The sequence below is a fragment of the Undibacterium sp. YM2 genome (assembly GCF_009937975.1).
Lineage (GTDB): Bacteria > Pseudomonadota > Gammaproteobacteria > Burkholderiales > Burkholderiaceae_D > Undibacterium.
Genome location: NZ_AP018441.1, coordinates 4,518,018 through 4,541,257, shown reverse-complemented (window position 1 = coordinate 4,541,257; position 23,240 = coordinate 4,518,018). Strand labels below are relative to the sequence as shown.

26 protein-coding genes are annotated in these 23,240 nt (G+C 50.8%); 17 read left to right on the top strand and 9 right to left on the bottom strand.

Annotated features, from left to right (window positions below):
• Positions 1 to 89 precede the first annotated feature (89 nt).
• The 5 genes from UNDYM_RS20615 to UNDYM_RS20595 form a co-directional block, all read right to left on the bottom strand.
• Positions 90 to 4,223: a response regulator gene (locus tag UNDYM_RS20615; RefSeq protein WP_232064215.1), complete on the bottom strand. Its 4,134-nt coding sequence runs from the start codon at positions 4,221 to 4,223 to the stop codon at positions 90 to 92.
• Between the two features lie 108 nt (positions 4,224 to 4,331).
• Positions 4,332 to 4,625 carry a helix-turn-helix transcriptional regulator gene (locus UNDYM_RS20610; protein ID WP_162042736.1) on the bottom strand — a complete coding sequence of 98 codons (294 nt, stop codon included), beginning with the start codon at positions 4,623 to 4,625 and terminating at the stop codon, positions 4,332 to 4,334.
• Positions 4,626 to 5,936, bottom strand: a complete 1,311-nt coding sequence (locus UNDYM_RS20605) for a type II toxin-antitoxin system HipA family toxin (RefSeq protein ID WP_162042735.1) — start codon at positions 5,934 to 5,936, stop codon at positions 4,626 to 4,628.
• 80 nt (positions 5,937 to 6,016) lie between these two features.
• Positions 6,017 to 6,460 carry an NAD(+)--rifampin ADP-ribosyltransferase gene (arr, locus tag UNDYM_RS20600; protein ID WP_197741940.1) on the bottom strand — a complete coding sequence of 148 codons (444 nt, stop codon included), beginning with the start codon at positions 6,458 to 6,460 and terminating at the stop codon, positions 6,017 to 6,019.
• 376 nt (positions 6,461 to 6,836) lie between these two features.
• Positions 6,837 to 7,811, bottom strand: coding sequence for a DUF535 family protein (locus UNDYM_RS20595; RefSeq protein WP_162042733.1), 975 nt, complete (start codon positions 7,809 to 7,811; stop codon positions 6,837 to 6,839).
• Positions 7,812 to 8,310: 499 nt separating this feature from the next.
• On the opposite strand from UNDYM_RS20595, the gene UNDYM_RS20590 reads away from it, so the two are divergent.
• The 15 genes from UNDYM_RS20590 (at position 8,311) to UNDYM_RS20520 (ending at position 18,916) form a co-directional block, all read left to right on the top strand.
• Positions 8,311 to 8,526: a hypothetical protein gene (locus UNDYM_RS20590; RefSeq protein WP_162042732.1), complete on the top strand. Its 216-nt coding sequence runs from the start codon at positions 8,311 to 8,313 to the stop codon at positions 8,524 to 8,526.
• Positions 8,527 to 8,569: 43 nt separating this feature from the next.
• Positions 8,570 to 9,013, top strand: a complete 444-nt coding sequence (locus UNDYM_RS20585; protein ID WP_162042731.1) for a hypothetical protein — start codon at positions 8,570 to 8,572, stop codon at positions 9,011 to 9,013.
• Between the two features lie 270 nt (positions 9,014 to 9,283).
• Positions 9,284 to 10,912: a SulP family inorganic anion transporter gene (locus UNDYM_RS20580; protein WP_162042730.1), complete on the top strand. Its 1,629-nt coding sequence runs from the start codon at positions 9,284 to 9,286 to the stop codon at positions 10,910 to 10,912.
• A 138-nt stretch (positions 10,913 to 11,050) separates the two neighbouring features.
• On the top strand, positions 11,051 to 11,710 hold the full coding sequence (locus tag UNDYM_RS20575; RefSeq protein ID WP_162042729.1) for a hypothetical protein: 660 nt from the start codon (positions 11,051 to 11,053) through the stop codon (positions 11,708 to 11,710).
• 227 nt (positions 11,711 to 11,937) lie between these two features.
• The gene (locus UNDYM_RS20570) at positions 11,938 to 12,780 is read left to right on the top strand and encodes a hypothetical protein (protein WP_162042728.1); all 843 of its coding nucleotides are present in this window, start codon (positions 11,938 to 11,940) and stop codon (positions 12,778 to 12,780) included.
• On the top strand, positions 12,777 to 13,103 hold the full coding sequence (locus UNDYM_RS20565; protein ID WP_162042727.1) for an energy transducer TonB: 327 nt from the start codon (positions 12,777 to 12,779) through the stop codon (positions 13,101 to 13,103). The genes UNDYM_RS20570 and UNDYM_RS20565 overlap by 4 nt, the downstream gene beginning before the upstream one ends.
• Positions 13,104 to 13,180: 77 nt before the next feature.
• Positions 13,181 to 13,945: a hypothetical protein gene (locus UNDYM_RS20560; protein WP_162042726.1), complete on the top strand. Its 765-nt coding sequence runs from the start codon at positions 13,181 to 13,183 to the stop codon at positions 13,943 to 13,945.
• 63 nt (positions 13,946 to 14,008) lie between these two features.
• Positions 14,009 to 14,581: an energy transducer TonB gene (locus tag UNDYM_RS20555; protein ID WP_162042725.1), complete on the top strand. Its 573-nt coding sequence runs from the start codon at positions 14,009 to 14,011 to the stop codon at positions 14,579 to 14,581.
• Positions 14,582 to 14,593: 12 nt separating this feature from the next.
• Complete coding sequence (locus UNDYM_RS20550; RefSeq protein ID WP_162042724.1) at positions 14,594 to 15,076, top strand: hypothetical protein; 483 nt, start codon at positions 14,594 to 14,596, stop codon at positions 15,074 to 15,076.
• 179 nt (positions 15,077 to 15,255) lie between these two features.
• Positions 15,256 to 15,693, top strand: coding sequence for a transposase (locus tag UNDYM_RS20545; protein ID WP_232063555.1), 438 nt, complete (start codon positions 15,256 to 15,258; stop codon positions 15,691 to 15,693).
• A 233-nt stretch (positions 15,694 to 15,926) separates the two neighbouring features.
• Positions 15,927 to 16,457, top strand: a complete 531-nt coding sequence (locus tag UNDYM_RS20540) for a hypothetical protein (RefSeq protein WP_162042723.1) — start codon at positions 15,927 to 15,929, stop codon at positions 16,455 to 16,457.
• 395 nt (positions 16,458 to 16,852) lie between these two features.
• Positions 16,853 to 17,092 carry a hypothetical protein gene (locus tag UNDYM_RS20535; RefSeq protein ID WP_162042722.1) on the top strand — a complete coding sequence of 80 codons (240 nt, stop codon included), beginning with the start codon at positions 16,853 to 16,855 and terminating at the stop codon, positions 17,090 to 17,092.
• A gap of 69 nt (positions 17,093 to 17,161) precedes the next feature.
• The gene (locus tag UNDYM_RS30835; RefSeq protein ID WP_232063554.1) at positions 17,162 to 17,725 is read left to right on the top strand and encodes a CPCC family cysteine-rich protein; all 564 of its coding nucleotides are present in this window, start codon (positions 17,162 to 17,164) and stop codon (positions 17,723 to 17,725) included.
• An 11-nt stretch (positions 17,726 to 17,736) separates the two neighbouring features.
• Positions 17,737 to 18,336: a hypothetical protein gene (locus tag UNDYM_RS20525; protein WP_162042721.1), complete on the top strand. Its 600-nt coding sequence runs from the start codon at positions 17,737 to 17,739 to the stop codon at positions 18,334 to 18,336.
• 79 nt (positions 18,337 to 18,415) lie between these two features.
• Complete coding sequence (locus tag UNDYM_RS20520; protein ID WP_162042720.1) at positions 18,416 to 18,916, top strand: hypothetical protein; 501 nt, start codon at positions 18,416 to 18,418, stop codon at positions 18,914 to 18,916.
• Here UNDYM_RS20520 and UNDYM_RS31145 read toward each other — a convergent pair.
• The 3 genes from UNDYM_RS31145 to UNDYM_RS20510 all read right to left on the bottom strand — a co-directional run bounded on the left by UNDYM_RS31145 (position 18,903) and on the right by UNDYM_RS20510 (position 20,533).
• A complete protein-coding gene (locus tag UNDYM_RS31145; protein ID WP_255456495.1) occupies positions 18,903 to 19,034 on the bottom strand; it encodes a hypothetical protein in 132 nt (43 codons plus the stop codon). The genes UNDYM_RS20520 and UNDYM_RS31145 overlap by 14 nt on opposite strands.
• Positions 19,035 to 19,066: 32 nt before the next feature.
• Positions 19,067 to 19,570 carry a hypothetical protein gene (locus UNDYM_RS20515; RefSeq protein ID WP_162042719.1) on the bottom strand — a complete coding sequence of 168 codons (504 nt, stop codon included), beginning with the start codon at positions 19,568 to 19,570 and terminating at the stop codon, positions 19,067 to 19,069.
• Positions 19,571 to 19,948: 378 nt separating this feature from the next.
• Positions 19,949 to 20,533, bottom strand: a complete 585-nt coding sequence (locus tag UNDYM_RS20510; RefSeq protein WP_162042718.1) for a TetR/AcrR family transcriptional regulator — start codon at positions 20,531 to 20,533, stop codon at positions 19,949 to 19,951.
• A gap of 298 nt (positions 20,534 to 20,831) precedes the next feature.
• Here UNDYM_RS20510 and UNDYM_RS20505 point away from each other — a divergent pair, with 298 nt between their 5' ends.
• Together UNDYM_RS20505 and UNDYM_RS20500 are read left to right on the top strand one after the other, a co-directional pair.
• Positions 20,832 to 21,092: a hypothetical protein gene (locus UNDYM_RS20505; RefSeq protein WP_162042717.1), complete on the top strand. Its 261-nt coding sequence runs from the start codon at positions 20,832 to 20,834 to the stop codon at positions 21,090 to 21,092.
• 70 nt (positions 21,093 to 21,162) lie between these two features.
• Entirely contained in the window at positions 21,163 to 21,582 is a 420-nt protein-coding gene (locus UNDYM_RS20500; protein WP_162042716.1) for a hypothetical protein, read from the top strand.
• A 1,085-nt stretch (positions 21,583 to 22,667) separates the two neighbouring features.
• On the opposite strand, the gene UNDYM_RS20495 is transcribed toward UNDYM_RS20500, so the two are convergent.
• Positions 22,668 to 23,048 carry a hypothetical protein gene (locus tag UNDYM_RS20495; RefSeq protein WP_162042715.1) on the bottom strand — a complete coding sequence of 127 codons (381 nt, stop codon included), beginning with the start codon at positions 23,046 to 23,048 and terminating at the stop codon, positions 22,668 to 22,670.
• Between the last annotated feature and the right edge of the window lie 192 nt (positions 23,049 to 23,240).

Below are 23,240 nucleotides of genomic sequence, written 5' to 3'. Positions count from 1 at the left end.
TAATTGTCACTGCTGATCACTAGGGTAGATTTTTGTCAGCATAACATTTGTACAGGCGAACGCAAACGGATTTTGCCGTATTGCAAAATTTACACCCTTATCTCGTCGAGCAACCTGAGGGCGGTGGCAAAGTCCAGGTCCAGCATGGCGGCCTGCATGGCCTGGCGGCGCTCGCCGGACAGGTGTTGCTGCAGGCTGGCTTGCAGTTCCTGGTAACGGGTGCTGGCACGCATGTTCTGGGTCTGGAGCAGGTTTTTTAATTCCTGCAGTTCGCCAGGCTTGATCGGGCTGGCAACATCGTCAGCTTCGGTTTTGCCGGTCATTTGCTCATTGAGCCATGACTGCACGCTGGAAATCGTCAGGCTGAGTTGCTGGTCGGCATGGCTGATCAGGTCGGGGACGCGTTGCTGGTCTTGTTGGTTTTGCTGGTTTTGTTGGGTAATGGCGTTTTCCAGTGTCAGTGCAGCGGCGGCAAAGTCCCTGGCACCGAGCGTACCTATGCTGCCGCGCATGGTATGCAGGGTACGGGCGGCCTGTTGCGCGTCGCCTTGCTGCCAGTGGCTGACGGCCTGGTCAAAATCCTGCCTGGAGTGGTTGATCATGTTCTGTATCACGCCTGCCAGGGTTTTGACGAGGGCAGGGTTGCCCTTGGCCAGTGCCATGATCTTGGCGGGATCAAAGACGCCGCTGGCAACTGGTGTTGCCACCTGGCCGGGCATGGGGTCTGGCACAGGCACTGGGCTTGGCGCTGTTCTTGTCGCGGGCACTGAGCTGGTCTCTGCCGTACTGGCAGGCTTGACCGGGGGCAGTGCAGCCCTTGCACCGCCAGCCTGTGCTGGCTGTTCTGGCGACAGGTAGCGCGCCAGCATGCCCAGCATCTGGTCTATGTCTATGGGTTTGGAGATGACATCATTCATGCCTGCGGCCAGGCAATGTTCGCGCTCTGCCGTCATGACACCGGCGGTCATGGCCAAGATGGGGATGGGCAGGGCCAGTTCCTTGCGCAGGATTTCGGTGGCGGTCCAGCCATCCATGATGGGCATTTGCACGTCCATGAGGACGAGGTCAAACTGTTCTTCCGCAGCTTTGAAAATCTCTACTGCTTCACTGCCATTGTTGGCGACCTTGATGCTGGCCCCGGTTTGTTCGATGATCTTGGTGGCGACGATCTGGTTGAAGTAATTGTCTTCCACCAGCAGTATGTGTTTGCCGCTGAAGCTGCCTGTGCCTGTCCTGGCGGGTGTGCTGCTATTGTTCATGGTTTGTTCATTATGCGGGTTTGCTGCAGCCAGTGTAGCAGACAGCGCCGGGGCACCATGGTGCAGGTGCAGGCTGGTCTCTTGCAGTACATCATACAGGCTGGAGCCGGTCACCGGTTTGAGCAGCACGGCATCGGGTGCGCCTGGCTTGCCTTCCATCTGCAGGGCGCTGCGGTCATAGGCGCTGCTCATCAAAATCAGGGGGATGCGCTGGCTGGCCTGCATGTCCTTGATGGCGGCCAGGGTACTCAGGCCATCCTGGCCCGGCATGTGCCAGTCTATCAGGATGGCGCAGTATTCATCTTTTGCGGCAGGTTGGTCGGCCAGGTGTTCGCGCACTTTTTGCAGGGCTTGCTCACCGGTACTGGCAGTGTCGGCATGCCAGCCCCAGGCTTCTATGGTCTTGGCGATATAGCTGCGGCTGGTGGCATTGTCATCAACGACCAGGATTTTTCTGGCCTGGTTGCTGCCTGAGCCAGTACTGGCGCTCTGTTCACTATTGTCTTCGAGCGCCGGGGCCGTTTGCATGGGTACGCTGACGATGAATTCTGTGCCTGAACCTTCCTGACTGTTGACACGGATATCGCCACCCATCAGATCGACAAAGCGCTTCGAGATCGCCAGACCCAGTCCGGTGCCGCCAAAGCGGCGCGAGGTCGAGGCATCGGCCTGCTCAAAGGCATTGAACAGGCGGCTGATCTGCTCTGCCGACATGCCTATGCCAGTGTCACGGATGATGAACTGTATCAGCAAATTGCCTGTATCCTGCTCACTGCCTGCTACTGGCTCAGCCTGTTGCACCAGCAATGAGACTTCACCATTGGCCGTAAACTTGATGGCATTGCCGATGATGTTGATGAGCACCTGTTGCAGGCGCAGCGCGTCGCCTATCAGTTCCTTGGGCACGTCAGTGTCTATGCCCATCGATAATTCCAGCTGCTTTTCACCGACATTGACCGACATCATATTGGCCAGTGCACTGAGCACATCCTTGAGATAAAAGCGGGTAGGCGACAATTCTATGCGGCCTGCTTCTATCTTCGAGATATCGAGTATGTCATTCAGTATGCCCAGCAGTGACTGGCCGGACGAACGTATCATCTCCAAATAATGGCGCTGGGTAGAACTCAGGTCTGTCTTGCCCAGCAGATAACTCATGCCCAGCACCGCATTCATCGGCGTGCGGATTTCATGGCTCATATTGGCGAGGAATTCTGACTTGGTGCGGCTGGCCATTTCGGCCTGGTCGCGCGCGCTGATCATCGAGGTTTCCAGTTGTTTCTGGCGGCTGATGTCGGTTGCAATACCCAAAAAGCCAATGGTTTGCTGATGCTCGTCATGGATGCTGTTGATCACCAGGTTCACCGGAATATGCTGTCCCTGCTTGCTGATATAGGTCCACTGCTGGCTTTGCGGCAAGCCACGTCTGGCCTTGGCGACAAAGACCTCAAAACCCTCTACGGGGTAGCCTAGTTCTGCGGTGAGTTGCTCACCCATGGCGCTGACTTCTTCCTGTAGATGAAGTATGGCAGGGGTGTGCAGATTCACCAGCTCATCTGCACCATAGCCCAGCATACGCTCTGCACCCTTGCTAAAGAGAGTGATCGTGCCCACCAAATCGGTGGTGATAATGGCAAATTCACTGGCTGCTTCGACGACGCTGGCAAATTTGGCCAAGGCGCGGTTTTCTTGAAGCTGTGCTTCTTTTAATGGTGTGATGTCGGATGCAAAAACATAAAACCCCTGCACCTTGCCTTTGACTATGTGCGGGGTGTAATGGGTCAGGGCATTGTGCAGCTTGCCCTCGGCGTCAACGATGGAGCGCTCAAAAATACGCGCTTCCCCAGCCAGCGCAGCTTGCATGTGTGCAGAGTTTTGCTCATATATTTCTGGCCCCACCACATCGCGGATATGCATGCCGCGTATCTGATCAGGCTTGAGCCTGAACCATTTTTCATAAGCAGCATTGGCAAAACGGTTATGTAATTGCTGGTCCCAATAACCTATCATCGCAGGCATGTGGTCGATGGTGGATTGCAGCGATTGCTGGCTCTTTTGCAGCTCTTCAGAAAACCGCTGTCTCTCGGCATCCTTGATCAGGTTCTCATTGCGCGCCGCTGCCATCAGCATCGGCGGCACCGAGGTAATCAGGATAGGCAGATAGACAAACAGTAACTGCCAGCGCGCCACGCCACCGAGGGGCAGCACATGTCCCAGGCTCAGCATCAGCCCCAGGCAGGTGATGGCCAGCACCGTCAGCAGATGTGCTTCATCAAAATTGAGCCTGTGGGTAGCAAAGGTCAGCGCCACCAGGATGTACAAAAAGGGCAGTGGCAGGTATAGCAGCGCAACCACCACCAGCACCAGTATCGGCAGGGCATAACGGGCAAAGCGTTCCCAGTTGATGCGGCTGGCCCAGGCGGGTGCTGCTTCCAGCCGCATCCTGCGCACCAGTGGGTAAATCAGGATCAGGCCCAGCGAGGCCGATACATACCAGCCTGTGAAGATCAGTTCAAATTCACCCAGGCCCACCCAGGCTGCCAGCGCTGCCGCCAGCGTGGCACTGCAGGCGCAGGGCAGCAAAAAGCCCAGCAAGATCAGCTTCAACATGTCGCTGCTTGAATGCTCAAAGCCCTGGGCCAGCCCCGCATGCCGTATGGTATAGCTGACCAGCACGACCTCTACTGCATTGGCAAGGGTGAACAGGGTGGCTACCGCCAGCTTATTGCCCGTCAGCAGATTGGCGGCCAGGCTGGCTACCACGGTCAGCGCCAGTATCTGCAATTGCCGGGTGCGGCTCTGGCCGTGCATGTAAGCCACTGCCAGGGCATTGGCAAACCACAGTATTGACACCTGGTTCTCGCCCCGCGTGAGCCACATGCCCGCCACCGCCAGCACAAAGAACCACAGGCAGGCCGGTAGCAATACCCTGGCGGCAGACATGGGATGCTGCTGTGCTGTCATCAAGCATGTTCTCCGGTTGTGGGCAGCGTAAAGCGGGCTGGGATTGGTCTGGCTAAGTTTACCTGATTTTCTTATGATAATTACAGCATGGCAGTGCAAGAATGTGGTTTATTGGTGCGGCAGCGGTTTTTGTACCGCGCCCACGCTCATCCCTATGGGGCGCAGCAGCTTGTCTGCCGTACTCAGACTGGGGCTGGATACTTCACGCTCTATGTCTTGCAAAGTCCGGGCCGACACCCCGCAAAGCTGCGCATATTCGGCAATGGTCAGACGCAGGCTCACACGTATTTTTCTGATGACAGCCGGAACCGGCATGGCAGGTTCTGCCGCCAGCTCCATGGCCAATGTGCGCCGCGCCTGTAATTCTTCTGCTGGAGACAGTGGTTTGAAACGCTTGTCCATTTACAGCTTCTCCAGTTGCTTGCGGATATTCATGATGCTTTGCTCCAGCGGTGTCAGGAATTCTTCTTCTATGCCCAGAGCCCTTGCATCGTCAAGCAGGCTAGCCATTGGCTTTGCCATCATTCGTATGCCATCTGTTACTACAGCCTGATCGAGTGCCGCCGCTGCACAGGCTTGCCGGATAACACTGGCCCAGTCTGGAGAGCCACCGTCATCTGCTTGCCAGCGTATCCTTCTGGCAATGCCATCAGGATGCAATCGCATCGGTGCAAAATCAAACAAGGGCGTCAGGACGATACTGCCGTCTTGTCTGCGCTGTATCGCAGTGTTGCGAGCATGATTGTCTTTGTTGCCAAGGGCAATGTTGGCGATATCGCGTTTGATGTATTCGATGATATCGCGCGTTGGGTCAGTCACGACGTTTGCCAGGCGCTGGCAAATTTCATTATGTGAAGGAAGATTGCCCAAGCCGCTGATGCCACATAAGGAAGCTATGCTTTCCTGCGCGTGCCGGAACACCTGAGTGTCCTTCACTTCGCGGTCAAAACGAGGGATGAACAGAGCACGCCCGCGCAAGCTGAGGTCGGCGTGCACGTGCAACCCCAGTTTTTTTGCGAGTTGCATGTACGGAGCTTCGAGACGCAGGATGTTGGCCAGGTCTCGGTTCGTACCACGGCCAAATTTAACGATAAAATGTTCCGCTGCCTGTTCATCGGGCAAAGTGTGATCCAGATAAAACAGACCATCGTGTGCCTGCGTCAATAAGATCTTTGGCCATTCACCTTGTATGCCCGATGAGCCCGCCAGAAACAAACCATGCTGCGCCAGGTATTCGTTGAAATCCTCAGCCCTTGCTGCTACTTCATCTGCAGTGAAGCCGCGCTGTTTGCCCTCACTATTGCCACTGCGGGCTATAACCCATTCATGCGCTTCTTTTACCCTGATGTTGCCAATGGTATTGCCAGCACCAGCAAGTAACAAAGGCCAGTCTGCAGCGCCCGCATCAGATGCCAACTGGTCCGCCATCTTGAGTTGCCGCAATAATTCAAGACGACCATATTCCTGAGGTAATAAATCAATGAGAAAAGCTGGCCAAGCCTCGCTGCTGCGACCAAACAGTTCAACAGGCATATTTACCGTGAGCGCCGATGCATCTGCTCTTTCCCAATACTTGAGCGCGTAGTCGCGCCAGTAAATTAGATAAGTGGCAGCCGCTTTTCCCAGTCCTTGCTCACCCGTCAGCTCAAGTACAGCCGCATCACGCCAGGCAGCGTCAATGAAAATTTGAAGGGTGCAAGTATTTGTGAGCATATGCACAGTATAGTATCACTATCATCGGTGCACAAGTGCACTATTATGATAGTTTGGTGTGTTATTGCGAAGTGTTATGATCAATCATCAATCGCCTCTATCCCCTGCAGCCGCAATTGTTCTATATGATTTTTCATCGCCTGAAGTATTTCTGGCGGGTGCCCTTGCCATTCCATGACCTCGCCGACGACCTTCAATGGCTCGCGGCTGCGGTATGATTTTGTCGGATTGCCAGGGAACTTCTTGTCCGTCAGATTCGGGTCATCGAAGATCTCACCCATTGCTTCCACAATATAAATCCTGCCGGGGCCGTCACCGGCTGCCAACTCTGCGCCCCAGGTGGCAGCATCCAGGGTCGCGCTCAGATATACGTAAGTCGCCTTCTTGCGCTTGCCATAGTTCGAACGGTAACCCGGTGCGATGAGATCACCCACCTGCAGGTCAGCCCTGGTGCCGTGGTAAAGCGTCTGCGCACGCAGGTCGGCTGTGTCGCTGTCGCTGCTGGTGGGGCCTGAATTTGCCATTGATGCATTGCTCATCAATATCTCCAATTTGTGCTGTTGGCGTGTTTCGGATGGTGGTGGAGGAGTGCACCTGATGCTGGGTAGTGTACCCGCATCTGATTGCTGCAAACCATCGTCCCCGAACCTGGCTGTGATGCAGGGCGCAAGATATTGCGCAGCATGTGTACGCTGCGCACGGCAAAGATGATTTGCTTTGAGGCGTGAAGATTACATGCGGCGCATTGCAATGCGCCCTACGTCACGGCAATTGCAACCGTAGGAGCGGCCTTAGCTGTGAACAGATAGCGGTAAAAGTCATTCGCGGCTGAAGCCGCTCCTGCGAGCTATGGGCGTGCGCTTGAAAGAGCAAGACGTACTTGCCGCGTACAAGCCACGTTCAGGCACTCACCAGGCTGCGCCTGATCCCCTCGCGCATGCTCGTGGTCAGGCCATCGCGTGCGCGGTATTCGCTGCGCTTGTTGGATGGGCGTTCTGACAGTGGTACATCTTCACTCGCCAGCGGCAACAGGTAATTGCCATTCGCTTGCGCGCAGGCGCCGGCAGCCTGCCACAGGCTGTCGTATTCTGCCTTGATGGTCTTGCTGAAACGGTAGCGCCAGGACTGGTAAATATGGTTTTTCTTGGCGATGCATTCTATGCCCGAGCAGTGCAGCTCACGTGCCAGGCTGCGCAAGGCTTCGATCAGCAACAGGCGTGGCTGTATGCCAAACAGGCTCTTGGTGCAGGTGCGCATGGTCTCGCGTGCATTGTGCTTGCATGACTGCAGGCCGCCCACCCTGATCATCAGTTGCTGATCCTTGCGGTCAAAAGAGAAGCTGATGCATTGCAGCAGCTGGCTACCCTGGAACAGGCCCAGGCTCAGGCCACCTTCACGTTTAAAGGCGCAACTGCGGAACAGGCTGATACGGTAATGCTGCTCATCCTTGCCCACCAGTGTGGCCAGGGTAAAGTCACTGCCCGCCAGCATGTCCTGGGCGCGGCGTTTGCCAAACAACTGGGCGGACAAATGGAAATGATTGCGCAACAAGCGCAGGCGCGACACGCAGCAAATCTGGCGGTCAAAGAAAGGGCGGTGTATGGCGTCCAGCAAGGCGATATCACCCGGGGCAGCCTTGCGCAAATAGGTCTGGTGCAGGAAATGAAACCAGCGCAAGCTCACCTGCGGGCGCACGCTGCTGCGCAACAGGAACAGGAACTTGCTCTTGAAGCTGGTGTTGTCATCCGCCAGACGTACATGCAAGGCCCAGCGCAGGCTGGCCATGAAACTGCCTGACTCATGCAACTTCTTTGTATCAATAGCCTCCAGTACCCTGCCTGCAGTCCACAGTTCACGCCAGTTCAAAATATTCACAATCGCACCATTTGTTTCGCACTGCAGATTAATGTAACTCAATGTATCAGATATGGGAATATATTAGCAAACTTAATTTTGTCGTCAATTTGTCATCACTTTGTCTGGAGTTAAAAGAAAATAGCAAATTTGAATAATTTCCGTATGGGAATTATGTTGATTTTGGAAAATAAAAAAGCCGAAGTTAGCCGATTTTCAGGGTAGATATTTTGCTTTGTAACGTTATGTTGCAATTGGTGGCAGTTTTTGCATGACCAGCTCATGCAGTTTTTACCTGCAAGTGCAGACGCAAGCTGTGGTCAGCGACTGATAACGATTGTAAAAGCCGGACCCCATACCTCCATGCGCCTATAGCCTTTGCATTACATAGGTTTATTGCCGATAGGAAATATAAATTGCGAAGTACAAAATACTTTTTGCCAATACGAAGTAAAATGGGAAAACAGGCACGCAGCACAATCCAGCTCTTAGATTCAGCTCTTAGCAAGGCGCGATTGACATGGGCAAACCTCCCGAAGGCAATGCAGCTATCATCAGGACGATGATTGTGGGTGTTTGTATTGCCATCATCCTGGCCTGCATCTTTTACAGCATCTTCCTGCTGCCTTATTCTGGCAAGATAGCGGATATCATTGTGGGCATCGTGCTTGGCCTTGCCGTGCTGGCTTTGAAGCTGGTCGGGATAGAGCGGGAGGATAGCGGGCGCAATCAATGAGATGAACTGTGCATATCATCAATTGAAATTAAAGAATCGCGCAATGCAGATACCCAAAAGCAAAGATACGCTCATCGCCATCTGGTCCCTGACTATCATGATGTGGTTGCCACCAGCCTGGCAATATTTTTTCCAGACAGATTTCTTTTTCAAAAATATGCGCGGCCTGCAAAATTTTGCAGTTTCTGCGCCTGTTTTATTGATCATACTGGCCTATGCGATTTTGCTTACGCTGCCAAAGACCAGAACCTGGGACATGGTACTCAGTGCAGGCGGCTCACTTTTTACCATGGGCTTGCTGATGCAATACTATGAGATGTTCCAGCATACTGGCGGCGTGATCGTGATGGTGATTGGAGGTGCCTTGCTGAATACATACAGGCAGACCATAGATCAGAAAGCCTATGAACTCGCAGCCGACAAGGCTATGGATATAAATAATGCCAATGAGCCTGGCCCTGGCAAGGCGCAAAAAAGCCGGGCTTGAACCAGGCGATGATAACAGGGTTTGCCATTCATGCGCTCTGCACAGTGCACTCTGTGCGGTGCGACTTTGAGATACGTCATGCACGAGTTTTTTTAAGCATCTGCCCCAGCCTGACATTTTCCCCATCCATATCCACGCGGCGTATACTGATTGCACATTGACTGCGTATTGGCTGTGCGTGGGCTATGCGTTGATACAAATAAAAGATAAATTATTTAGCCAATATGCGCTCACCAAAAAAACGTACTCACCCAAACAAACTCAAAGCACATGAAAAAAAACTGGGCCTGGTCTGACATCATCGCTGGTTTATCGCTGGCCGGCCTGCTGCTGCCTGAAGCCGTTGCCTATTCCAGCATCGCCAACCTGCCGCCACAGGCGGGCATCGTTGCCGTGTTTGCCGGACTGGTCTGTTATGGTCTGATGGGCAGCAGCCGTTTTGCCATCGTGGCGGCCACTTCATCGTCGGCGGCGGTGCTGGCCTCGGCCACGGCAGCCATGGCCAATGGCGACGCGGGTTTGCGCATGCTGGTGGCGACCGGGCTGGTCATCATGACAGGTGCATTTTTCATGCTGGCGAGTGCGGCCAGGCTGGGCAGCATTTCTGACTTCATTGCCCGGCCAGTGTTGCGCGGCTTTGCCTTTGGCCTGGCACTTGTCATCGTCATCAAACAGTTTGCCCACATCGTTGGCGTGCAGGTACACAGCACTGACATGCCGCGTTTTATTTATCACTTGCTCGCCCAGTTTGCGCAGTGGAACTGGCCTTCACTCGGCCTTGCCATGCTGGCCCTGCTGCTTTTATATGGCCTGGCACGTATTGCCTACATGCCGGCTGGCCTGGTGGTGCTGGCACTTGGCATTGCCGCAGGGCAGGCGCTGGACCTCGCGCAACTTGGCGTGCAGGTGGTGGGTGCGATTGATCTGCAAGTGCAGGTACCCAGCCTGCCCACCTTGAGCTATGTGCAGTGGCTGCGCATAGGTGAGCTCGGTATCGCCATGCTGCTGATACTGTATGCCGAATCCTACAGCTCCATCCGCAATTTTGCCCTGCGCCACGGTGACAGTGTCAGCCCCAACCGTGACTTGCTGGCCCTGGGCGTTGCCAACCTGTTCTCTGGCCTGTTCCATGGTTTGCCTGTGGGGGCAGGGTTTTCTGCCACGGCAGCCAATGAAAGTTATGGTGGCCGCAGCAAGCTTGCGGGTTGGGCCGCAGCCGTGGTATTGCTGCTCATCGTCCTCACGCTCTTGCCCGTCATTGCCCTGACACCGGTGCCTGTGCTGGCGGCCATCGTCATCCATGCGGTCAGCCATTCCTTGCGGCCTTCTGTGTTCTATGCCTACTTCAAACTGCACCGCGACAGGTTTGTTGCCCTGGCTGCCGTCGTCGCCGTGCTCTTGCTTGGTGTGCTCGACGGCTTGCTGGTTGCCATAGGCTTTAGCCTGCTGATGCTCCTGCGCAGGCTGGCCGAGGCCAATGTCAGCGTGCTTGGCCGCCTGAACGGTGGCCATGACTTTGTCAGTCTCGTCAATTACCCAGAAGCCAAAATCATCCCCGGCGTACTCATCCTGCGCCCCGAGATGGCGCTGTTCTTTGGCAATGCCGAACGCGCAATGGCGCTGGCCAGGCAATATGCCGTCGCCAGTGATGCAAAGGTCATCGTCATGAGCCTGGAAGAATCCCCCGACCTCGACAGCTCCAGCATAGAAGCACTCGCCGATTTATGCGCCGCGCTTTACCTGCAGAAAAAACACCTGATGCTGGCCCGCGTCAAATTCGCCAGCCGCGTCGTACTGGAAAGAGCCGCGATACCACATCTGCACATAGGCAGCTTCAGCGAACTCAGCGTCGATGATGTTGTCACTATGGCGCGGGAAGCGTATGTGGGGAAAGAGTAGTACAGAATTTTTGTCGGAGCGGCTTCAGTCGAGAACAGACACGCTGCAATGGCCATGCATCACGGCGGGCATGCATAATGCGCACTGAATTTATGTCATCATCACCTGCATTCACTTAACCCGGCTTTGTGCAAAACTATGCAATTCTCATCCGATCTGCTTGCCTATTTTGAAGAAATCCAGCTCGGCGACTACCGGCATCATACTGAAGCAGGAATACATTTATTAAACAGGGATGAGGCAATTTCCGTCACTGGCCTTATGCAGTACCACCCTCTGGTCGGTGGTTTGCAAGGCATAGTGCTGGATGATCCCAATACCAGCAATCATCATGTGTACCTCATTGAGCCGCCTTTTTCAGGCTATGTGCTTTATCTTGCCCATGATGGCGGCACGCGCATCATGTTCAGTTCGCTGAATGACTTTTTGCAGACTGTGGAACAGGCGATCGCACAAGGCGAAGATATCCATGATCTGCACCCCAAGTGTTCACCTGTTGTGGCTAATCAGGCTGCTCTCTGCGCCCTGATTGAAAAGGACTTTGCGCTCAATCTTGACAATGCGCTGACTCTTGCCTGTATTCCTTCCTTGGATCTGACTAATTTTTCTTTGCTTCATCAGCTTGTCAATTCAGATGATTTCTTTTTGGGAGACGCCGTCGCCCTGGAAATCTGCAAGCGCCCCGCAGAAAACCTCAGGACAATCGCGGAGTTGTGCAGCAAACATGCCCACGCACAGGCAGCAAAGATGGGGCAACGCGCCTTATCCGCGATTCTGCGCTTGCGATTTGCCAAATAAATCGCAAGGCGGGATTGGTCGTCATGTTGAAGCAGGCATGTGTTCACAGCAAAAAAACGCCCTCCTTGAGCCAGGCCGTGATGTAGGGCGCAATATATTGCGCCGTATGGCTATGCTACACACGGGGGTAATGATTTGCTGTCATTATCACGATCTCAAATCAGGGTGAATGATGGTAATATGGCAAGCAGGCGCAATTGCCCGCATCATACATCAAGGACATTTCAATGCTGCTCAACAAAAGCAGAGCTATCCTCCTCATCACCTGGACCGTGACACTACTCGTCTGGCTGCCAGCCACACGAAATTATTTTCTCCAGACCTCTTACTTTTTCTCCAGCGTTTATGGAATGCGGGATTTTGGTGACTCAGTGCATTACCTGCTGCTCATTCTTGCCTGGTCTGTCGTTTTATCCATACCCAAGTTCAGGACTGAGAAAAACATTATTGGTGCCGCCAGTTCATTTCTGACACTGGGCTTGCTGTTGCAAACTTATGCCAGTTTGTCCATGACCGGCAGCCTTATTTTGCTGCTGGCCGGGTTTGCGCTATTGTTTAGCGTGACAGGCGCTGAAGTTGAACAGCAGGACAACATGGCGGCCAAACCTGATCAGGTCGCCAGCAAAGCGCCTTTGCAGAAAGGATACAGCACCTTGCCTGCCTGGATAAGTGTCATCTTACTTGCCATGCCCTGGCTTTGGAAACTCTTGAGCGGGCAGGATTTTTTTCTTCGCAGCATGCGTAGTCTGCAAGATATCGTTGTGGCCGCACCCTTGCTAGGCATCATGGGCTACTGGTCAGTGTTGTTGTCCTTCTCTGCAAAACGCACATTCAACACCAGTTCTGGTGCGGCAGCTTCCTTGCTAGCGATGGCGGTGTTTTTTCAGGCTGACCCAGAGTTTTTCAGCGTGAGTTTGCTATTTCTACCATTCTGGCAGGTATTGATGAATGCCGAGTCGATTCAAAAGAACAATAAATTAAGAGCCGCCTTTTTCGCCCGTAAAGTCAAAAAAATCTATGTCCCCCCACGACCAGCGATAGCGAGCTGGTCAGTTACTACCAGGCTGTGAGCAAGAAAATCGACAGCTATGTGGCCAGTAACTTCCCAACTGGGCAAGACAAAAAACTTCAGGGTCAGGCCTATGTCTCAATTCCCATCAAGGAAGATGGATCCATCTATGTAAAAGGAGAGGGCATCAAACTTGAAACATCTTCTGGTAACCATGAGCTCGACCTGGCTGCCCTCAGCATCGCCCGCCGTAGTGGCCCTTTCCCCGGTTTTTCCAAAAGCAAATCCACTGGCCGTGCTACTGAGGTACGCGTGATATTTTATAGGCTGGGATTTGAAGATAAACTGCTGCCACAAGAGACCCAGCTAGCACACTGCGCGTAGCGCTGATGCCAAAAATCAAGCATGAATTTTCAACCTTACTCGCTCCACAATGTGGTGCTGGAAAATAAGATGCCGTGATGCAGATATCAAAGCACAAACAAGCCCTGCTCATCGCCTGGCTGCTGACACTGTCTGTCTGGCTACCACCTGTCTGGTACTTTTTTTTTCAGACAGATTATTTTATGTATGGCTTTCGCGGACTGCAGAATTTCTTGCATTCTTCTGTTTATCTGCTGACCATACTTGGTTGGACTGTTTTTCTCAGCATACCAAAATACAGGAAAGAAAAAGTCATCATCGGTGCCGGGGCTTCATTCATGACCATAGGTTTTCTGCTCAATCTTTACGCCATGTTTAAACAGACGCCTGGCTTTCTCATCATGTTTTCTGGCTTGATGCTCTTGCAGACTTTGAGGGGCGGTACGTTTAAACAGCCTGCGACTACCGGGGATGAGACTGAGGTAGAAGTGCGCTCCGGTAGAAACTGGGGCCTGATTTATTCCGTGGCGGCTATCACTTTTCTTGGTACGCCCTGGCTATGGGTGAGCTTGGGCGCGTCCGAGCTCTTTATCAGCAATGTGCGTGGGCTGCTGGACCTCGCCATCTCTGGTCCTTTCCTCATCATCATGACAGGCTGGACACTGTGGTTCTGCTTCCCTTCTCACCGCACTATCAATGCCAATTGTGCGGCGGCATCGGCCATGCTGGTCATTGCCCTGTTTTTGTCCTGGTATTTTTCTTATGTAGGTTCGATTGGTTTCTGGTTTCTGGCAATAGGCTGGATGGGGAATGCCTATCGGAAAAAAGGGGATAATTCTGATGCTAGGGCTTTAGTTAAGTAAAATAGCATTGCTACCTGTCGCTTTCTATCCTTACATACCAATTTAAAAATATTAAAAATCTCAATGAAGCATTTTGCGCAATACCTGTTATCCCTGAGTTTGTTCTTATCTTGTAGCGCTGCTTGTGCCGATGTTGAGAAAATAAAAAAACTGGATGAGCAATTAGCCGCAAAGGCTGCAGAAATTGCCCGGATGATAGATGAGCAGAACGGCCAAAAAAATATCTCAGTTGCTGGCAAAAACAATCGAACCTATATTACGCCCTCGACAAAAAACCGGGAGCATGCCATTTATTACAAAATGGTCTCGAAAAGAATAGAAGATTATGGCACAGATCATTTTCCATCAAAAGATGGCAAGAAATTATATGGTGAAGCTTATGTGTCCGTTGCCATCACGGAAAGTGGCAACATCTATGAACAAGGCAGTGGAATACAAATTGAAAGGTCTTCTGGCAATAAGGATCTCGACGACGCAGCCCTGAGTATTGCCCGTCATAGTGCTCCTTTTCCCCGGTTTTCGAAGGCAAAGACAAGCAACAAGCAAGCTGAAGTACGTGTGCTTATCTTCCATTTTAATTTTAACAAGCAAGAAACAGAAGCTCCCACTGATAACAAAAGTAGCGCATCAAAATAGGCCCGAAAAAACATGCATATCAAAAAACTGCTTCTGTTGTCCCTGTTCCTGCTCCCCCTGGCCAGCCAGGCACAAACAGAAGCACCCAAAGAACTCGTACTCAATCAAGAGCAACTTGCCAAATACGGCCAGACCTATAAAACCGCAGAGGTCAGACATTTGCGTCAGTTTCTCAATACCTACGCAGACCACCGCCAGGATGTCTCCCCCGCAGAAGAAAGAGCCGCCAGCGTTCTCGATGAATTAAAGATAGACAAGAAAATTCTCAAGGGTAAATTCCTGGTCTATCTGTTTTCCAATTTTCTCGGCGGTGGCAAGGGTGTCTCCATCGTTTCGCAAGATCATCCAGAAATCAAACTCGATTTCTGGGTCTATAAAATCGAAGACAACGAATGCGAAGTGCGTGATTTGCTTGTGCAGCAAGACAAGCGCGATATCGAGGCATTCAAAATCGTCTATCGCAATTATTTGCATCATAAGACTTTGTATATGTAGTACATGCCGTAACCTGTAGGGTGCGTCTTGACGCACCGTCAGCGTTAAAATGAGCAAAAGTGTATTGATGAATGTGTAAAAAAAGCAGATCGGAAAGCTGGTTTTAACCAAGGTGTTAGGCTATTTGTTGTAGCATATTTGCAGGACAGTCAAAACAAAAAACTCGCCGAGTAAATTTCATGTCCAATTACCGTCGCGCCTGGCACCCGGGTGGGACATATTTTTTCACCGTCAATCTTCTTAAGCGTTCCGGAAATGATCTGTTAGTGCGGTATATTGAAAATTTGAGTGAAGCTGTCCGTCAGGCGCGTGAAGCATATCCATTCACCATTCATGCCTGGGTCGTTTTACCCGATCATCTGCATTGCGTGATTGAATTACCGCAAGGCGATACTGATTTTTCTGTGCGCTGGCGTATGATCAAAAGCAATTTCTCAAAGACACTCCCCGCTACCGAAGTGATTTCTTCATCCAGGTCTCGTCGCAATGAACGCGGAATCTGGCAACGACGTTTTTGGGAGCATTTGATACGCGACGAACAGGATTTTTCTGCGCACATGGATTACGTTCACATCAATCCACAAAAGCATGGCCTTGTTGATAAACTGGTTGACTAGGCCGTATTCAACTTTTCATCGTCTGGCAGAACAAGGTGTGTACCCTCAGAACTGGGCCGGAGGTGATGAAGTTGATATTGATTATCCTGACTAAAAACGGGAGAATCTACAGTACCATTGTCATTTGAAGATTGAAATTTTTAATTGCGCAGATGGTGCGTCTCGACGCACCAAGTCTCTGCATATCATTCAAGTCCCAACTTTTGCAAATCCATTTTTAGAAAAACGCCACCATGTTCTTCAACAAAAAGAAAGAGTCACCCACAGGCTTGCTCAGCGAACCACGCGAGCAACATTATGTGTTTGCCCATCAGGGCGTTCGTCAGGCATGCGTTGATAATCCGCTGCAGTTTTTCTCACTCATGGCATCTGAAGAGCAAAAGCCCTATCTGGCATGGATGTGGGATGTCTGCGCCAAATATGTCAAAAATCCGTCCAAAGAACTGAGAGTCGATGATGTCGTGGTCACGACGTGCCGAATGGGCCCATACCCCGCCGTGATACTCCGCATGCCTGAGCCCAGGGCCGTGGCAGAGGTGCATTATATTGCCGCAGTGCTCATGGTCAATGGTGAAAACGAGTTGCCACCAGAAGACGCAGGCATACGTTATTTCACGCTCGAATGCGGCATCAACCTGGACGGCACGCCCAGGACAGTGTTTTGTGAATGGACAGATGAAGATGCACATCTCAACTTCGGTGACGGCCCGCAGGCCGATGTTGACGCTTTCGCGCAGGCAGTGGCTGGCAAACTTTCTGCGTAAGTACGAACTGAGGTGAATATTTGCATAACAGGTATGCTTGAGTACGGACGAGCGCATGGGCGTTGATCTCATCGCGGTAGTTGATATTGGCCTGGAGCACGTATCACCCGCTACGGTATTGGCTGCACTGCATTCCAGCTACGAAGAAACGCGCAAGCTTTTGTGTTCGAAATGCGCATGATCAGGTTAAATTGACCTGCCCAGGCGATTTTCCAGGCCAGATACAATTGGCGATAACGATGAATAGTGATTATTTTAAGCACCCACAACGTTTCCCCAAAAACGCTCCGGGCCCTTTCTACACTCTGGGAGATCAACGATGTGACGGTACTTGGAATGGGCAGTGTTTGTCTTGCGGCGTTCCCGAGAGCGAAGCGCCAACTCTACTGGCGCCCTTGACTGACGAAAATTTGGATACCTATTTTTTGCAGCAGCCACAGTCCGCAGAAGAGATAGAACAGGCATGCAGTGCGATTGAAGTCTGTTGCGTTGATGCATTACGATACGGTGGAAAAGACCCAAAGATACTCATGCGCTTGAAGATGACGAATTGCTGCGATCATGCCAGCCCACTGCGGCCAAGCTATCAATCGCCTGGTTCGCCAGCGAAGAAATGGTGGCAATTCTGGAAATGACTGCATTTGCATGTAATAGATGAGACTTGATTTTAAGAGGCCGAATACATAGTTTTTCCTGATGATTTTATGACGAGAGATGAAGCAATTGATTTATTAGTGCTACGTGACCTTGCCCGGTTGTCAACCAAGGAGCGAGAGGCCTTGTTGCTGGACTGGTGGTCCATTGACGCAGGTGATTCTGGTTACGCAGAGCTTACGGATCTCTTGAAAGAGAAAATCACCTGTTGTGACGAACCTGACGATCCAGATAATGCAATATATGATTTCCTGCTAAAGATTGCACTTCGTCATACGTATCTGGGCGTGGTCAACTCGTATCTGGAAGCGCAGACTGCACTGCATGGATCGAAAGTTGTGATAGAAGGTCGGGTCGAAAAATTGATGGCCTGTCCCTGTTGTGGGTACCGGAGCCTGGACGTGAATGGGGAATATGAAATTTGTCGTGTGTGCTTTTGGGAAGATGACGGTACATGTGAATTAGATCAGCTTAGCTCGCCGAACCGCATGACTTTACGCGAGGCACAACAGAATTTCCAAGACATTGGTGCCGTCAGTGAAGAGGTTCAACGATATGTCCTTTCTGATGGACGGGAGCGATATGTATTTGAGAGACAGGAATGTGAGACTTAACCAGCAAAGCCATGAACCCTGAAATTTCAAAGCCTGAAGCAGATATTTTTTCCTGGATTGCCACCGGAGAACTAGCCGGTGTTTCACCAGGCGATACCAAAGAGCGAGTAGTAGCGTTGTTTGGCATCCCACCTGGCTGGGTACACTCTGAACAATGGGATGAAATTCCAGAATATATGAATGCAGACATGTGGGGTTATGGGATTTGGACCCTGTACTTTGAAGGCAATGTTCTTGATGCTATTACCTGCTCTGTTTCGCATGATGACGGACAAGCGCATGGCTGGTATTTTGACATGGCAGCATTTGACAATTCTTTTTTCAAAAGCATTTGGGATGCTGAACGAATGCTTGCTGAGCGTGGCATTCCTTATGTAGAGCTTCAAGGCGAGCGTCACAAAATTATGGATGTAACCAGTGGAGAAACTCATGAAACCAGACGCAGGTTGCCCTTGCCCACAATTTTGGCCGGTAGCGAATGTCAAACGAGATTATTGTTCGATACTGAAAATGGAGAACTGAGGGTGATAGCGAATCCTTACAGCTTAAAGAGACAGGTTGTCAGCAAAAGAAGAATAGATACCAACATCAAGTACGTCCTTGTATATTAAAACCTAAGCGGGGCATACACAAACGCTGTCGGAGCGATAAGCACTATTGGCCCGGCGCTATTGCAAGCATGGGCAAGACATGCTGAAACCTCAATTGACACAAGCTACTATGGTTTCCTTAATCGTTGATTTACCCAAAAATCGAGAGCTCTTGGAAAATGGTTCTGCCACCTTATTTGAACGGGATTTGTGCTCCGAATTTGATGCTCATATCACCGAAAATTATCCTTGGCATGTTTCCGGGATGAGGCTTGGTTGGGGACGCATACCAAACTCCATGCAACTTCCGTGGAATGAAGTTAGTGACGAAGAAACAGAGATTTTTATCAGCAACACAAGTTTGGGAAAATTTACTGATGTAGCGGTCATATTTAGTGGATCGCAACCTGGTTTAATATGTACTCTTCAGTTCGCTAAAGCGAACATTGATTTGTTAAGCTTTCACTGTCCTGGTTTAATTTATATCGTTCCTTTAAGCGATGCGAAGAATAGAATTTTGGAGCATGATGCTTTTATTGAGATTGACGGTGTTCGTTGGATTTCTGGCTTCAGGGTCGTAGATGTGATCATTGCAGTGTAGTCGCATGCATGGTTTTGAAGCGACTCCTTATTCCGGCATTGCAAGCCAGCGATGAGCCTGCATCCATCATGCCTGCATGTGCACGGCTGCGTGCCTTGCCCTGATGCGCAGCGCACATGCCCCTCACTCACTATGCAACGCCATAGTCCACTAATTGCCTGTTGCTTTTCGATGACGCAAGCGAAGAGCCCGCGCTTGAAGTGCAAAGCCCACGAGCAGGCTTATTACCCAGGTCAAAAGTACCGCGCGTACCACGGGTGATTCTGGCCCGCTGGCTAATGGATTTGCCACCGGCAGCCGGGTCAGGGTTTCTACCGTGCCTGGTATCATCGTCAGGAAGAAGCTGAACGACAGCCCGAACGTGGCCAGGTAAGGTCGTAGTCGCCCCAGAAAAGACAAGCGCGTCACCAGCAGGCTGCCAAAGGCCGCAATCAGCGCCAGTATGCCCAGCACATGGCCAGGATTGAAGCTGCCGGTGCTGGACAGGCCAAACGCCGTAAATACCGACACTGCCAGCCCGGCCAGATAGACCTGGCCGGAACGCCTGCTCGTATCAATTGCCTGGTAACGGATAAAACTATACAGGCCAGCTACGACTGGCAATAGACTGATGGCTGTATGGGCAATGCCCAGAGGAGAGAGTGGATGTGGCATGATGATGTTATCTATTAGTAGGTAGAGTGATTGCTTCAAAAAAAACCGGAAATAAATAGCAGCATTTTCCGGTCGGCCAGACAGGCGAAATCGCCTGTTTAAGTTATTCAGGATTTACGCAAAATTGCCCTTGACGCTTTTTGCGTCAGCCATGCATGGATAGTATCGAGCACAATGAGCACAATGAGCACAAGCCATCCTATGCCCCCCAAACCGTCATTCCCGCGTGCTTTTAGCGGGAATCCATCGTTGATCAACCCCGCAGGCAATAAGACAGGCCGATCAGACATGGATACCCGCCTGCGCGGGTATGACGAATTCGGAAGTACGGTAAGCTGCAAGCTTTGGGGTGGTTTTGCGTAAGTCCTGTCATTTAAATTATTCAGTAGTCAATTGATGCATCAGCGGCTCAATAATGCTGGCAAAAATCTCCGGGTCGCCATAGGCACGGGCAGACAGCATTGCCCCATGCACCGTCGCCTGGAAGCGCAATGCCTCTGCTTCGGGCTTTGTTTTCAGGGCAAAGACTCCCTGTGCCGCGCCCTTGCTCAACACAGAGGCCAGCCATGCCGACAAATCCTTGAAATGACCACGAACCTCATCTGCAACCTCAGCAGGGATGGCCGGTAACTCCGCCGCCAGCATGGCGCAGACGCAAAAAGGCGCACTGCCATCGCGGATACACGCGGCCCAGTACCCGGTGTAGGCCCTGAGCTGTGCCACCGGTTCAGTAATCTGCTGCTCCATCGCCGCCAGGCCAGCCCGGCTTTCTTCGCGATACAGCACCAGCAACTTGCGCACCAGTTCAGCCTTGCTGGCGAAGTGATGGTGAATACTGGCCTTGCTGATATGTACAGAGGCAGAAATGTCAGCATAGCTAAAGCTGTTATAACCACCAACCGCCAGCAGGGTGCGCGCGCAAGCGACGATCTCGGCAGCTTTGGGGGAGAGTTCTAAGCTCATGCTTGTCTTTCTTTTAATTCAAATGATGGTACAAACGCTGACAGCATGCGCACTTCGCCGTGCCTTCCTGGCAAGGGCTTGTTCAATATGAGGGAAAATGAGTTCATGCGCGCATTGTACCTACTAGTAGATCGATGTCAATGATTTTATCTACTAGTAGGTTGATTTGATGTGATGGCGTCTTGAAAACACAAATCCTGCTAAGCTGCGAACAACGCCCCGTGCCATTGTTGTATGAGCAGATGATGGATCGCGTTCTGGGACCTGACGGTAAAAGATGATAGAAAAAAATGCTGTAATGAGCGAACAAAATGTCTTAATAGATAATATGCCCGAAAGCATATCTAAATTAGTCATTGAACCATGGGCGGAGGAAATTGGGATTGAACCAGGAGACAAAGCGCATGTAGCGGGATTTGGCCCGATTGCAAATGCCCGGTTACAGCTTGAGTTCAAAAATAAATCATTAATCATCTATGCCTGGCAAGGCGCCACGATCACTGTCCGATTGAATGAGAAGACTCTACAAACCGCATCGAAAGTAATAGCGGCGATTTGATGGAGAAAATATAGTAAATCCTGGATATCCGCACAATCAAAGATAAGGGCAAGTCATTAAAGAGGCATGAATGGAAACTGAAATTATTTTTAAGGTCTGCATGCAAAATATGCTCAGAGTTTTAAGCGAATTAAAAGCTGACCCTGCTCTAGAAAATACGAAGCGTATTGACCTGGCAATTGGTTTTGCTAAAGAGATCGAATTACTCTGGCCTCCATTTCCTGATCAGCTCTCAGAACGCAAGAAGGATATTGGAAGCGATGCCGACTCTACAAACTATGAGACGTACAAATTGCTGAAGAGTTTTGGCTTGACTCTTGAGGAACTCGTGCAGGTCGCAAAAAGCGAAGGCTTGCCAGAATTAAGAATAGTAAGAATGGTCAGGCTCGTCTATGACATTGGACTGGATGAGGCGGGCAATTTATTGCGAAACCTGCTTGAATTGAAAATGCTAAAGGGCAGCGCTGTAGGTACGATTAGTGTAACGTAATCGTACGCATGGTGACCCGTAACACTTCATGCAGTCTGGCAGTTCCATGACATGGAATCAGGCCACTATAATGCTCATTTTGGGATGCATAGAAGGTGAGCAAGCGTCGTAGGTACGATTAGTGCAACGTAATCGTACGCATGCGGCTCCAAATAACGAGGGAGCTTAAATGAAGTAGTCGCGACCTGATCTCTCCTTGTGATGCTGTCTTGTGATTGTCATATTCGTTTTCAAATTCTTCAAAGCTCAAATTGAATATGGATTCAATCATGAGGCTTTTGTTGTCTGATGTGGATTTCAACTTTTGTAAGTCAGCCTCTGGCTGCAGCGTTTATGGCGGTCTCCTTGCCAGACGTTGGGATCTGTAACCATAAACCGGAAATTGCACCCGGGACAGCGTGTCCATCCCTTATCATCTACATCGAGGGGTAGTGGCTGTGAAAGGGAAGCAGCCTCTGCTTCACTGTGTTTTTTAACCACGAATGATCCTTTGCCCTGGCAGGTATCGCAAGACTTTACGCACCATTCGCCTTCTTCCTGGAAAAATTCGTTCCCGTCACCGCCACAGGCTTGGCAAGTATTGCGCACCCACGGATTGTAACTATTTGATGGGGATGGAAATTCGTTTGGCGCACAATCAATACACCCTAAAAGACAGCCGTTCATGCATTTGATCGCAGTATCCTGAAGTCGTACAGGTACTCTGCATTTTTTGCAGATTTCAATTTCATTCCCGTACCGGTCTTTGATGGTTTTCGAGGGTCGTGCTTTTTCCATCGCCTCATCATGGCCGGGGCCAGTCATATCTTTTATCAAGTGTTGTAATAGATGGCGCATATGAAGTACTCTGAATTCTTCAATGATTGCAATATCAATGAGCGTCAAACATGAGGAAAATTTCTAGTTTATTTTTTTGCAGGCTGCTTATTTAGTTTCGCCTCAGCACTAAGCGCAGCAATCAACTTCATTTCTATGCCATAAGGAAGTCTGAAAAATCCTTGGTCGGATAAAATTCTATGTTCTCTATTGCGCTCATAGGAAATAATTTTTCCATTCTGCACGTTAAAAACACCAATTATGTTTTCTTAATTTGGAGATCCAAGACGTAAGTCTATCAGATCAAATTTGCCATTCTTTATTTTCTGGGCTTGAGATTTGATTTGGGGAATCTGCACAGCTTCCCGCCGAATGAAGTCATGCATGTAATCGACAAAAACGGAATTTCGGGCAAAATTGTCAGGAGTAATTTTTCCATTTGGCTGACGTAGTTGTCCGACTATGGCTTGCGGTATCAGGCCCATGGAAAATACAATTTTTTGTGGCAATATGCTTACATATTGAACCTCCCCAGCCCCGGTGTCTGCGCTTATCACGGCAAACGGGTATTGTGCATCGTTGGCGCTGAATGCAGATGAAATTAAGGCAAAGAGGCTGAAAGAAACAAAGAATTTTTTTAATCGTTGCACTTAACGTCCCTAAATGAATATCTGTTTGTAAAAATGTTTCATTGGCAGTATGCGTGGCATAGTGTAGCGTCGTAGATACGACCAGTATTACGTAATCGTACGTATGGTCAGCCAAAACTTCTCGCGCTGCCTGTGCATCACTTGTCGTTCTATGACATGGTATCTGACATCAATGAAGCTCACGTTGGGATG